Origin of the sequence: Microbacterium sp. ZW T6_19, assembly GCF_044987465.1 — a bacterium.
GTDB classification, from domain to species: Bacteria; Actinomycetota; Actinomycetes; order Actinomycetales; family Microbacteriaceae; genus Microbacterium; species Microbacterium natoriense_A.
Genome location: NZ_JBJDRH010000002.1, coordinates 202841 through 215051, shown reverse-complemented (window position 1 = coordinate 215051; position 12211 = coordinate 202841). Strand labels below are relative to the sequence as shown.

11 protein-coding genes and 1 tRNA gene are annotated in these 12211 nt (G+C 67.5%); 2 read left to right on the top strand and 10 right to left on the bottom strand.

Annotated features, from left to right (window positions below):
- Positions 1 to 22 precede the first annotated feature (22 nt).
- From ACI3KT_RS03450 to polA, 4 genes are read right to left on the bottom strand one after another with little or no spacing between them, the layout of a single operon-like run.
- Positions 23 to 1375, bottom strand: a complete 1353-nt coding sequence (locus tag ACI3KT_RS03450; protein WP_404902589.1) for an MFS transporter — start codon at positions 1373 to 1375, stop codon at positions 23 to 25.
- Positions 1376 to 1410: 35 nt separating this feature from the next.
- A complete protein-coding gene (locus ACI3KT_RS03445; RefSeq protein WP_404902587.1) occupies positions 1411 to 2439 on the bottom strand; it encodes an LLM class flavin-dependent oxidoreductase in 1029 nt (342 codons plus the stop codon).
- Positions 2440 to 2492: 53 nt separating this feature from the next.
- Positions 2493 to 4169 (bottom strand): DUF885 domain-containing protein, encoded by a 1677-nt coding sequence (locus ACI3KT_RS03440; RefSeq protein WP_404902586.1) that lies wholly within the window; start codon positions 4167 to 4169, stop codon positions 2493 to 2495.
- 58 nt (positions 4170 to 4227) lie between these two features.
- Complete coding sequence (gene polA / locus ACI3KT_RS03435; protein ID WP_404902584.1) at positions 4228 to 6861, bottom strand: DNA polymerase I; 2634 nt, start codon at positions 6859 to 6861, stop codon at positions 4228 to 4230.
- A gap of 45 nt (positions 6862 to 6906) precedes the next feature.
- On the opposite strand from polA, the gene ACI3KT_RS03430 reads away from it, so the two are divergent.
- Complete coding sequence (locus tag ACI3KT_RS03430) at positions 6907 to 7326, top strand: hotdog fold thioesterase (RefSeq protein WP_404902582.1); 420 nt, start codon at positions 6907 to 6909, stop codon at positions 7324 to 7326.
- 50 nt (positions 7327 to 7376) lie between these two features.
- Here ACI3KT_RS03430 and ACI3KT_RS03425 read toward each other — a convergent pair whose 3' ends face one another.
- The 3 genes from ACI3KT_RS03425 to ACI3KT_RS03415 all read right to left on the bottom strand — a co-directional run bounded on the left by ACI3KT_RS03425 (position 7377) and on the right by ACI3KT_RS03415 (position 9017).
- The gene (locus ACI3KT_RS03425) at positions 7377 to 7652 is read right to left on the bottom strand and encodes a hypothetical protein (RefSeq protein WP_404902580.1); all 276 of its coding nucleotides are present in this window, start codon (positions 7650 to 7652) and stop codon (positions 7377 to 7379) included.
- Between the two features lie 180 nt (positions 7653 to 7832).
- Complete coding sequence (locus ACI3KT_RS03420; protein ID WP_404902578.1) at positions 7833 to 8399, bottom strand: GNAT family N-acetyltransferase; 567 nt, start codon at positions 8397 to 8399, stop codon at positions 7833 to 7835.
- Positions 8400 to 8402: 3 nt separating this feature from the next.
- Complete coding sequence (locus ACI3KT_RS03415) at positions 8403 to 9017, bottom strand: ANTAR domain-containing response regulator (RefSeq protein WP_045258564.1); 615 nt, start codon at positions 9015 to 9017, stop codon at positions 8403 to 8405.
- Between the two features lie 100 nt (positions 9018 to 9117).
- On the opposite strand from ACI3KT_RS03415, the gene ACI3KT_RS03410 reads away from it, so the two are divergent.
- Positions 9118 to 9203, top strand: a tRNA-Leu gene (locus ACI3KT_RS03410).
- A gap of 31 nt (positions 9204 to 9234) precedes the next feature.
- On the opposite strand, the gene ACI3KT_RS03405 is transcribed toward ACI3KT_RS03410, so the two are convergent.
- From ACI3KT_RS03405 to pyk, 3 genes are all read right to left on the bottom strand, one after another.
- Positions 9235 to 9897 (bottom strand): esterase/lipase family protein, encoded by a 663-nt coding sequence (locus tag ACI3KT_RS03405; RefSeq protein ID WP_404902576.1) that lies wholly within the window; start codon positions 9895 to 9897, stop codon positions 9235 to 9237.
- The gene (locus tag ACI3KT_RS03400; RefSeq protein ID WP_404902575.1) at positions 9894 to 10658 is read right to left on the bottom strand and encodes an alpha/beta fold hydrolase; all 765 of its coding nucleotides are present in this window, start codon (positions 10656 to 10658) and stop codon (positions 9894 to 9896) included. The genes ACI3KT_RS03405 and ACI3KT_RS03400 overlap by 4 nt, the downstream gene beginning before the upstream one ends.
- Positions 10659 to 10726: 68 nt before the next feature.
- The gene (gene pyk, locus ACI3KT_RS03395; protein WP_292909830.1) at positions 10727 to 12175 is read right to left on the bottom strand and encodes a pyruvate kinase; all 1449 of its coding nucleotides are present in this window, start codon (positions 12173 to 12175) and stop codon (positions 10727 to 10729) included.
- Between the last annotated feature and the right edge of the window lie 36 nt (positions 12176 to 12211).

Genomic DNA, 12211 nt, shown 5'->3' with positions numbered 1-12211 from the left:
CACACGATCAGCCTATGCCCGCTCAGCGGTCGTCGAGCGCCTGCCCCTTGCGGTCGCTGAGTCCCCAGGCCGCGGCGGCCGCTACGACGAAGCAGACGCCGAAGACGACGAACACGAGCGGCGCGCCGCCGATGACCAGCATCGCCGGCACTGCGAGCGGCGCGATGATCGACGCGATCCGCCCCACGCCTGCCGCCCAGCCCGCGCCGGTCGCGCGGAGCGAAGTGGGATAGATCTCAGGCGTCACCGCGTACAACGCGCCCCACGCTCCGAGATTGAAGAACGACAGCGCCATGCCCGCGGCGATGATCGCCCCGGCTGAGGTCGCCGTGCCGAAGAACACCGCGGAGACGGCAGATCCCAGCAGGAACACCGAGAGCGTGCTGCGCCGACCCCACACTTCGATCAACCAGGCGGCCATGGCATAACCGGGTAGCTGCGCGAGGGTGATGATCAGCGTGAATCCGAACGACCGCACCAGATCGAAGCCGGCATCGACGAGGATGCTGGGGATCCAGATGAACGCCCCGTAGTACGCGAAGTTGACGCACAGCCAGACCAGCCACAGGCACAGGGTGCGGAGCCGGAACTCCGGGTGCCAGAGCGTCGTCACCCGCGAGCGCATCGTGGCCGTGATCGCCCGGGACGGCGGTTCCTTCCGGATGGCAGGACCGGCGACGATGCCCGCGTCGAGCTCGAAGGAGACGACGACCTTCTCGGCTTCGGCGATCCGGCCGCGCAGCGCCAGCCAGCGCGGCGATTCCGGCATCCCCCAGCGGATGATCAGCGCGTACACGGCGGGGATCGCCCCCAGGGCGAACGCCCAGCGCCAGCCGTCGGCGGATGCCGGGATAACGAGGTAGCCGATCAGCGCGGCGGCCGTCCAGCCGACCGCCCAGAACGCCTCGAGGATCACGATCAGTCGACCCCGGATGCGTGCGGGCGCGAACTCGCTGACATACGTCGACGCGACAGGGAGCTCAGCGCCCAGCCCCAGGCCGACGAAGAACCGGAGGACGAGAAGCATCGCGAGTCCGCCGACGAGCGCGCTCGCCCCCGTCGCGACACCGTAGACGAGGAGGGTCAACGCGAACACCTGCCGACGGCCTAGCCGATCCGCCAGGAGGCCACCCAGCGTGGCACCGAGCGCCATGCCGATGAAGCCGACGGAGGCGATCCACCCCGCTTCGGGCTTCGTGAGCCCCCACTGCTGCGTGAGCGCCGCGAGGATGAACGATATGAGCCCGACGTCCATCGCATCGAGCGCCCAGCCGAGCCCCGAGCCCGTGAGCAGGCGCAGGTGTCGCCTGGTGAACGGCACGTCATCGAGTCTCTGAGCGAGAGACGCACGGCTCGGCAGCGCTGTGTTGGCCATGCCCCTCATCGTAGAGCCGACGACGTGCCGCGACGTCAGTCGGCGAGGAGTCTGCGCACTCGCGGGATGACCTCGGTCCCGTACAGCTCGATGCTGCGCATCATCGCCTCGTGCGACAGTGTGCCCGTCGCGTACTTGAGATCGAAGCGCCCGAGACCCAGCAGCTTCACGGTGTCGGCGATCTTCGCAGCCACCCGGTCGGGCGAGCCGACGTAGAGCGCGCCCTCGGGGCCGACGTCGTTCTGGAACCGGGCGCGACTGTAGGCCGGCCAGCCTCGCTCACGTCCGATGGTGTTGTTCATCGCCTCGAAGCCGGAGTACGCCGCATCCCACGCCTCGGCGTCGGTGTCGGCGATGTGTCCTGGAGAGTGCACGGAGACGGGGTGCGAGGCCGTGCCGAACGACGCCACCGAGCGGTGGTAGAGATCGACGAAGGGCTTGAAGCGCCCGGCAGGGCCCCCGATGATCGCGAGCATGAGACCGAGGCCGTGGCGGGCGACGCGGACGACGGACTCGGGGCTGCCGCCGACGCCGACCCACGTGCGCAGCCCCTTCTCGGTCTTGGGGAACACATTCGCGTTCTCGAGAGAGGCGCGCATCGTGCCCGACCAGGTCACGGGCTCTTCCTTCAGCAGCTGCACGAACAGGTCGAGCTTCTGCTCGAAGAGCGCATCGTAGTCGCGCAGGTCGTAACCGAAGAGCGGGAACGACTCGATGAACGAACCGCGTCCGAGCACCACCTCTGCGCGCCCGTTCGAGACCGCGTCCAGCGTCGCGAAGCGCTCGTAGACGCGCACGGGGTCGTCAGAAGACAGCACGGTCACCGCGGTGCCGAGACGGATGTGCTCGGTGCGACCGGCGATCGCCGCCAGCACCATCTCGGGAGCGGAGACCGCGAACTCGGGACGGTGGTGCTCCCCCACCCCGAAGAAGTCGACGCCGACGGCGTCGGCGCGCTCCGCCTGCGCGACGATGTTGCGGATCGTCTGCGCGCCGCTGAGCAGCACGCCGTCAGCGTCGCGGGTGATGTCTCCGAAGGTGTCCAGCCCGAACTCGATGTCCATGTCATCCCTTTCCATTCAGGTGAATGAACACCGAGTCGGCTCCGGCCATTCCCCTACTTGTTCAGGAGGGCCGTGCGCAGGGTATCGAGGCCGACACCGCCCATGTCGAGCGCCCGCTTGTGGAACTCCTTGATGTCGAAGTCCGCCCCTCGCTCGGCCTGGTACGCATCGCGCACCTGCTCCCAGATGCGCTGCCCGACCTTGTACGACGGAGCCTGCCCCGGCCAGCCCAGGTATCGGTTCACCTCGAACTGGACGAACTGGTCGGACATGTTGACGTTCTTGCGCATGAAGTCGAGCGCGTACTCGGCATCCCACACCCCGGTGCCGTCGAGGCGCGGCTTGCCCAGATGCACGCCGATGTCGAGCACGACGCGGGCCGCGCGCATGCGCTGCCCGTCGAGCATGCCCAGACGATCGGCCGGATCGTCGAGGTAACCGAGCTGCTGCATGAGGCGCTCGGCATACAGCGCCCAGCCTTCCGCGTGACCGGAGGTGCCGGCGAGCAGTCGGCGCCACGAGTTCAGCTCGGCGCGGTTGTACACGGCCTGTCCGATCTGCAGGTGGTGCCCGGGGATGCCCTCGTGATAGACGGTCGTCAGCTCGCGCCAGGTGTCGAACTCGGTGACGCCCTCGGGCACGGACCACCACATGCGGCCAGGGCGGGAGAAGTCGTCGGTCGGGCCGGTGTAGTAGATCCCGCCCTCCTGCGTCGGCGCGATCATGCACTCGAGCGTGCGGACGGGTTCCGGGATGTCGAAGTGCGACGCGCCGAGCTCGGCGACGGCGCGATCGCTCGTCTCCTGCATCCAGCGCTGCAGCGCGTCGGTGCCGATCAGCTTGCGGGCGGGGTCGGATTCGAGGTGGGCGACGGCCTCTTCCACGGAAGCACCGGGGAGGATCTCGTTCGCGATCGCCGTCTGCTCGGCGACCATCCGGGCGAGCTCTTCGCGCCCCCACTCGTAGGTCTCGTCGAGGTCGATCGTGGCGCCGAGGAAGCGCCGCGAGTTCAGCGCGTAGAGCTCGCGGCCCACGGCATCCGTCTCGCTCGCCACGGGTGCGAGTTCTTCGGCAAGAAAGCTGCGCAGCTCGTCGTAGGCGACACGCGCAGCCGCCGCATTGTCGGCGAGCGTGCGTGCGAGAGATGCGGGCAGGCTCCCCTCGGCGGGGCCGCCGTTGGCGACGAACGCGGCGAAGAAGCCGTCGTCAGCCGTGTAGCGAGGAATCTGGGTCGCGACCTCCGCCACCTGGCGTCGCGCAGGCGTGACGCCGGCGGCGATGCCGGCCCGCAGCGTCTCGGTGTACCCGCGCAGAGCGTCTGGAACAGCGGCGAGACGCGTGGCGATGACCGCCCAGTCGTCCGTTGTCTCGGTCGGCATGAGGTCGAAAGCACTGCGGACGTCCTGTGCGGCCGAGGCGATGACGTTGAGATCGCGCAGATGCCACTTCGCCTCGTGCAATTCGAGATCGAGGCTCAGCTCCGACGACAGATCGGTCTTGGTCACCTCGTCGATCGCGTCGACGGGTTCGAGAGCCTGCAGCTTCGCGAGCGTCGCACGGGTCGCCGCCACGACCTCCTCATGGCCCTGAGGGCTGAAGTCGCCGAAGCGATCGTTCACCTCGGTGCGGCCGATGTACGTTCCGAGGATCGGAGAGAGAGCGACGATCGTGTCGACCCACTCGTCGGCGACCTTGTCGATGGCTGACGGGGTGCGCGGTGCGGAAGTCATCCCTCCAGACTAGCCCGCGGCACCCCGTCGCAGTATCTCGGAAACTCGGTGCCCGCGATCAGTGTGCGGCTTCGTTCCAGTCATGGCCGCGGCCGACCTGGACGTCGAGCGGGACCCTGAGATCGGCGGCATCGCCCATCCGCGAGCGGACGATCCGTTCGGCGGCATCCCACTCCCCCGGTGCCACCTCGACCACGAGTTCGTCGTGGATCTGCAGCAGCGCACGTGACGCGAGACCCTCGGTGCGGAGGTCGTCGTGGATGTGGAACAGCGCGATCTTCATGATGTCTGCGGCACTGCCTTGGATCGGGGCGTTGAGCGCCGCACGTTCGGCGTTCTCGCGCAGCACGCGGTTCGGGCTGGACAGGTCGGGGAACGGTCGGCGACGGCCGAAGAGAGTCTCGGTGTAACCGACCTCTTTCGCCTTCAGCACGGATGCTCGCAGGTAGTCGCGCACCGCGCCGAAGCGCGCGAAGTACTCGATCATGAGCTGCTTGGCCTCGGACTGCTCGATGCGCAGCTGCTTGGACAGGCCGAAGGCGCTGAGCCCGTAGACGAGTCCGTACGACATGGCCTTGACCTTGGTACGCATCGCGGCGGTGACATCGGACGGTTCGACGCCGAAGACGCGCGCGCCGACGAATCGGTGCAGATCCTCGCCGCTGTTGAACGCCTCGATCAGGCCTTCGTCGCCCGACAGGTGCGCCATGATGCGCATCTCGATCTGCGAGTAGTCGGCCGTGAGCAGCGCCTCGTAGCCCTCGCCGACCTGGAACGCGCTGCGGATGCGCCGGGACTCCTCGGTGCGCACGGGGATGTTCTGCAGGTTCGGGTCGGTGCTCGACAGACGGCCGGTCTGGCTGCCGGTCTGCACGTATGTCGTGCGGACCCGGTGATCGTCGCCGATGGCGGTGTCGAGCGACTCGATGATCTGACGGAGCTTGGTGGCTTCGCGATGCTGCAGCAGCAGCCCGAGGAACGGATGGGGGTTGCTCTCCTGCAGGTCGGCGAGCACAGCCGCGTCGGTGGAGTAGCCGGTCTTCGTCTTGCGGGTCTTCGGCAGCTGCAGGTCGTCGAACAGCACCTCCTGCAACTGCTTGGGCGAGCCGAGGTTGAACTCGCGCCCGACCAGGGCGAACGCCTCTTGTGCGAGAAGCTCGGCACGGGCGCCGAGCTCACCCGAGAAGCCGGAGAGCACATCGTGCGAGACCGCGACGCCCGCGACCTCCATGTCGGCCAGGGTGAGCAGTGTCGGAAGCTCGATGTCGGTGAGCACCTGCGCGACGGACTCGGGGATGTCCTCGCGGAGCGCTGCAGCCACCCGCAGCGCGAACCACGCCTCCTGCGACGGTGTCGCCCCCTCGGTCTCTGGAACCAGCTGCGTGGGGTCTGCTTCGGGGAGCTTCTCGCCGAGATACCGCTCGACGAGATCGGCGAGCGTCTTGTCGGGAAAGCTCGGTCGCAGCAGCCAGCCGGCGAGGCTGGTGTCGTAGGCGAGGCCGCCGAGACGGATGCCGAGCCGCAGCAGCGCCTTCACCTGCGGCTTCGCATCGTGAAGAACCTTGGGGCTCTCGGACTCGAGCCATCCGCGCAGTGCGTGGACCGCCTCGTCGTTCCAGTCGAGTTCACGCACCTCGGTCTCTGTCGCCGCTCCCACGCGGACGGGTGCCCCGCCGTGAGTCGTGATGCGCAGTGCGACGTCGCTCGTCTGCGACTCGGCCCAGGCGGCGAAGTCCGCCGCTGCAAGCTCGACCGGCTGAGGCAGGACCACCGCGGATGCGGGGTCGTCGGCGACTTCCCCCGCACCGACGGCTTCGAAGACGCGAGGCAGCAGCGTGCGGAACTCGAGTCGGGCGAAGATGTCGCGGACGGCCTGGGCGTCGATCGGAGTCACCGCCAGGTCGCCGGGTGCGACGGGAAGCTCGACGTCGGTGAGCAGCCGGTTGAGCTTGCGGTTGCGGCGCACGTCGTCGATGTGGTCGCGCAGGTTGCCGCCCACGACGCCCTTGATCTCGGCGGAGCGCTCGAGCAGTTCGTCGAGTGAGCCGAACTGGGTCAGCCACTTGACGGCGGTCTTCTCGCCGACCTTCGGCACTCCTGGCAGGTTGTCGCTGGTCTCGCCGACCAGCGCAGCGATGTCGGGGTACTGCTCTGGTCGCACTCCGTAGCGCTCCTGCACCGTGACGGGGTCGTAGCGCTTGAGCTGCGACACGCCTTGGACCGACGGGTACAGCAGGGTGACATCGTCGGTCACGAGCTGGATCGTGTCGCGATCGCCGGAGACGACGAGGACGTCGTATCCCTGCTCGGCGCCCTGCGTGGAGAGCGTCGCGAGGATGTCGTCGGCCTCGATGCCCTCTTTGGTGAGCACCGGTATGGACATCGCCGCGAGGCAGTCCTGCAGCAGCGGGATCTGGCCGCGGAACTCCTGCGGGGTCTCAGAGCGCGTCGCCTTGTACTCGGGGTACTCGTCGGTGCGGAAGGAATGACGTGAGGTGTCGAACGCCACCGCCATGTGCGTCGGCTTCTCGGCCTTGATGAGGTTCACGAACATGGACAGGAAGCCGTAGATGGCGTTCGTGTGCTGGTTGTCCTTCGTCGTGAAGTTCTCGACCGGAAGGGCGAAGAAGGCGCGATAGGCGAGCGAATGGCCGTCGACGACCATGAGGGTAGGCTTTGCGGAGTCCGTCACCCTGTCAGCCTAACGAGGACGGCAGACACCCGCTGAGGAGGATTCATGAGCGATGTCGCGATGAGCGAAGGGCTCGAGTGGGCCACGGCCCGGGGCATGGGCGCACTCGCCGAGAAGATGGGCATCGAGTTCACCGAGTTCTCCATCGAGCGCTCCGTCGCCACGATGCCGGTAGAAGGCAACACGCAGCCCGTCGGCCTCGTGCACGGCGGCGCCTACGTGGTGCTGGGCGAGTCGCTCGGCTCGATGGCCGCGAACCTGCATGCGGGACCCGGCCGCCTCGCGGTCGGCGTCGACATCAACGCGACCCACACGCGGTCGGCGACGTCGGGCCTCGTGACCGGTGTCTGCACGCCCATCCACCTCGGGCGCAGCATCACCGTGCACGAGATCGTGGTGAACGACGACCAGGGCCGTCGATGCTCCACCATCCGCATCACGAACATGATCAAGACCGTGGAGTGAACAGCCGGACTCGTCGCTGTCGAGAACACGCGCCTGCGGGCTGAGTCCGCTCAGAGGTCGTATTCCCACTTCGTCCAGGATCGGGACGAGCCCTCGCCCAGGGAACCGACGTGTTCGAGTGAGTCCGTCGTGGCATGGAGATGCTGAACCGTCTCGGGCTCGAGCAGCTCCCGGCCCGCGTTCTCGTGACGGACGACGCCGATGTCGACCAGCCAGCCGATCCGCAACTCGATTCGATCCACCCGACTGGGGGTCGATCGATAAGGGATCTCGACGATCTCCGTCTGGTGCGCCTTCGCCAGGGCGAGGGTTCTGATGAAGCGCATCGTGATGAGCTTCGGTGACTTCCTCACCGGAGATGACATAGCCGACGCGGTCAGCAGGTCGGTTCGCGTTGCTCGATGCGTCACCTCGCCAGGCGACGTGGGGTCGATGATAGGCGCACGTCGCCGTGCGCGCCGCCCCCTTGACGTCGCCTGCGAAAAGGTCGAGGATCAGCGATCGATTCAGGACGCGTCGTGCGTTCGCCGGTCACCGGTGGGGTGGAGGATCCGCTGGAACAGCAGATGGTCCTGCCACTCCCCCGCGATCTTCAGATACTCCGGAGCCGTTCCGATCTGTTGGAAGCCGTTGGCCGCGAGCACGCGTTGCGAACCGAGGTTGTGCAGCAGAGTGGCAGCCTGCATGCGGTGCAGTCGCAGTTCGGAGCGCGCATAGTCCAGCACCTGAGCGACCGCCCGGGTGGCGAGTCCTCTTCCGGTGCTCGAGGAGTCGATCCAGTAGCCGAGATCCGCGCTCCAGAACGCGCCACGCACGATGTTGTTGATGTTCATGCGGCCACGGATCTCACCGTCGTGGGATTCGATCAGGAATCGGATGCTGCGCCCTGCGGCGGCGTCCTCCACGCACTGCCTCGCGTGGTTCTCCTGCCATTCCTCGGTGAAGAAGTCCGCGGATCGCGTGGGCTCCCACGGCGCGAGATGCGTGCGGTTCGCCGTGTAGGCGCGCGCCAGTGCGGCGCCGTCCCCTGTGCGTACCGCGCGAAGCGAGTGCTCCGCGTCGAGCGGACGCACCACCTACTTCTTCGGCGCGAGCTGCTCGATGATCGCCTTGGCGACGTCCTGCATGGTGAGGCGACGATCCATCGACGCCTTCTGGATCCAGCGGAAGGCCTCAGGCTCGCTCAGGCCCATCTTCTCGTTGAGCAGTCCCTTGGCGCGATCGACGAGCTTGCGGGTCTCGAAGCGTTCGACCATGTCGGCGACCTCGGCCTCGAGCGTGATGATCTGCTCGTGACGGGCGAGAGCGATCTCGATCGCGGGCAGCAGGTCGTTCGGCGTGAACGGCTTGACGACGTACGCCAGAGCGCCCGCCTCGCTCGCGCGCTCGACGAGTTCCTTCTGGCTGAACGCGGTCAGCAGCACGACGGGAGCGATGTTGCCCTTGTGCAGCTTCTCGGCTGCGCTGATGCCGTCGAGCTGGGGCATCTTCACGTCCATGATGACGAGATCGGGACGCAGCTCGGTCGCGAGTGCCACCGCCGTCTCGCCGTCTCCGGCTTCTCCGACGACGTCGAAACCGTTGTCGCGGAGGATCTCGACGATGTCGAGACGGATCAGCGATTCGTCCTCGGCGACGACGACGCGTCGGGGGGCGGATGCCGTGGGCTGCTCAACCTGTTCTTCGGTCACGGGTCCATCTTAGTAGAGCCGTACCGAGTGCAAGCCGCAGGCCGCACGCCGGGCGGTTCCACCTCTCCCCCTGCGCTAAAGTCGAAGGTGCGACACACGAGCCGGCGTGGCGGAATGGCAGACGCGGAGCACTCAAAATGCTTTGTCCGAAAGGGCGTGTGGGTTCGAGTCCCACCGCCGGCACCAGAGAGGTCGAGCCTTTGCACAGGCTCTCCGCTCATGAGGCGAGAGCAGCCAGCTCTGCCATCACGCGCGGATGCGCGAGAACCCGGAAGTGACCTCCGGTGTCGAGCAGGACGTTCTTCGCGCCCGGCAGCTCGCTGCCCTCGGGGATGTGCGGATCGAAGCGCGCGTACACCGACACGATCCTGGCGTTCACGTCGGCCTGCGTCGACAGGGCGCGGATCGACGGGTCGTCGGGCGAGAACGCCCGGAGCGTGCGCACCGGCATCCGCCGCGCGTAGCGCGACCCGCCGAACGGAGTCGCGATCGCGAGCATCGAGCGCACTCTGTCGGCCGCAGGCCCGAGCATGACCTGCTTCCCGGCCAATCCGCCCTTGCTGTGCGCGACGAGGATCACGTCGCGCAGGTCGTGCTGCTGCAGGTAGTCGGTCACCTGTGTCGCCATCTCCGTCACCGGCCGACGGCTGTGAGCGAGTACCTCGAGCACGTGGACCGGGTGCCCGCGATCGTGCAGGGCCGCGACGAGCGGCTGCAGAAAACGCCAGGTCTCGTAGACCCCCGGCAGCACGACGATCGGCGCGGCGTCTCCGTTGGCGAAGGAGCCGGCATCCGTGCGCCCGAAGAAGGCCCGCACCTGCCACACGGCCGCGTACGCGTAGTCGGCCGCCCACCAGCCGAGGTTCCGCAGGGCGTTCATCGGCGCGACCAGAGGCGCGTCGCGTGGATGAGGATCGCGGATGCCACGGCTCTCGGAGAGGACTGCTGCACGACATGGTGTCCTCCAGGAATCTCCACGAAGCGCGCGACCGGAGTGCGGGCTGCGATGCGCCGGCACCAGTCGCGCCCGGCCACGGGATCGCGTCCTCCTCGCATCACGAGCAGCGGCGTCATGAGCGCGGCAGCCTTGTCTTCCGTCGGATACGCCAGCATGTGCCGCAACTGAGTCTGATACCAGGGCGCGCCGCAACGGAGGTAGTCCGTGAACACGATCGCGTTGATCGACGGCGTCTCCCCCAGCGTGTCGAGTGCGAGAGCCCTCGCTTGGGATAACGGCGTGCGGTGTCTGTCATCGGCGACCGGGCCGATCGCGACCACCATGCTCACCCGCTCGGGGCGCTGCACTGCCGTCTCGATGGCCCACTGCGCGCCCATCGAGTGCCCGACGAGCACGACCTGTTCATGACCAAGCGCAGCGATGACCTCGCCCAGTGCGGCCGACATCTTCGGAATGCCGATGTCGCCTGCCGGTTTGGGCAGGCCGCCGAATCCGGGCAGATCGATCGACACGACGGCCGTGTCGGCGTTGAGCGCCTCGTGCAGACGCGCCAGGTAGCGATGCGACGCCCCGATGCCGTGAATCAGCACAGCCGCGGGCGCCGTCGAACCCGCAGGGCGCTGGCTCTCGATCGCCCGGAATGCGAGACCGCCGATGTCGAGGCGGCGTCCGTGTGCAGCCATGACTGCAACCTATCGCGGGGACGACGAAGGGGGCGGGACCGAAGCCCCGCCCCCTCGAATTCGTGACGTCAGATTCCGGCCTTGTAGATCGGCGCGGCACCGCGGATGGTGTCGCCGACCTTGTGGACGCGGAGGTCGTTCGTCGAGCCGATGATGCCGGGAGGGGAACCGGAGATCACGACGACCTTGTCCCCTTCTTCGGCGAGGCCGTTGCCGAGGAGGTGCTCGTCGACCTGGTGGTACATCGCGTCGGTGTGCTGCACGACGTCGACCAGCGTGGACGTGATGCCCCACGTCAGCGCCATGCGACGGCGGATGTCGGGCTCCGGAGTGAAGGCGAGCATCGGGATGCGCGAGCGCAGACGCGACAGGCGGCGGGCGGAGTCGCCCGACTGCGTGAAGACGCAGAGGAACTTCGCGTCGACGAACTCGGCGACCTCGAGGGCTGCGAGGGTGATCGCTCCACCCTGCGTGCGCGGCTTCGTGTTGAGCGGGGGGATGCGCTCGAGGCCGTGCTCCTCGGTCGACTCGATGATGCGAGCCATCGTCTCGACCACGATGACCGGGTAGTCGCCCACGCTGGTCTCGCCCGAGAGCATGACCGCGTCGGCGCCGTCGAGCACCGCGTTCGCGACGTCGGAGGTCTCTGCGCGGGTCGGCACCGGGCTGCTGATCATCGACTCGAGCATCTGGGTCGCGACGATGACAGGCTTGGCCATACGACGGGCCAGCTCGACGGCACGCTTCTGCACGATCGGGACGGCCTCGAGAGGAAGCTCGACGCCGAGGTCGCCACGGGCGACCATGATGCCGTCGAAGGCGTCGACGATGCCCTCGAGCGCGTCCACTGCCTGCGGCTTCTCGATCTTCGCGATGACGGGCACCTTGACGCCCTCTTCGGCCATGATCTCGTGCACGCGGTCGACGTCCGAGGCGTTGCGAACGAACGAGAGCGCGATGAGGTCGGCACCGGTGCGAAGGCCCCAGCGCAGGTCGTCCTCGTCCTTTTCGCTCAGGGCGGGGACGTTGACGGCGACGCCGGGCAGGTTGATGCCCTTATTGTTCGACACGGCACCGGCGACGATGACCTTGGTGGTGACGGTGACGCCGTCGGTCTCGACGACCTCCACCCGCACCTTGCCGTCGTCGATGAGCAGGAAGTCGCCGGGCTTGACGTCCTGAGGCAGACCCTTGAAGGTCGTGCCGCAGATGTCCTTGTTGCCGATGATGTCTTCTGTGGTGATCTTGAAGATGTCACCGGCCTGGAGCTCGTAGGGGCCGTTCTCGAACCGGCCGAGGCGGATCTTCGGGCCCTGCAGGTCGACGAGGACCGCAACGGCCCTGCCGGCGTCGTCGGCCGCGCGGCGGACGTTCGCGTAGTTGTTCTCGTGCACGGAGTAGTCACCGTGGCTGAGGTTCAGCCGGGCGACGTCGACCCCCGCTTCGATGATGGCTCGCACGGTTTCATACGTGGACGTTGCGGGGCCCAGGGTGGCGACGATTTTCGCGCGTCTCAACAGATTCTCCAGGGTAGAGGGGGATAGAAATCAGGC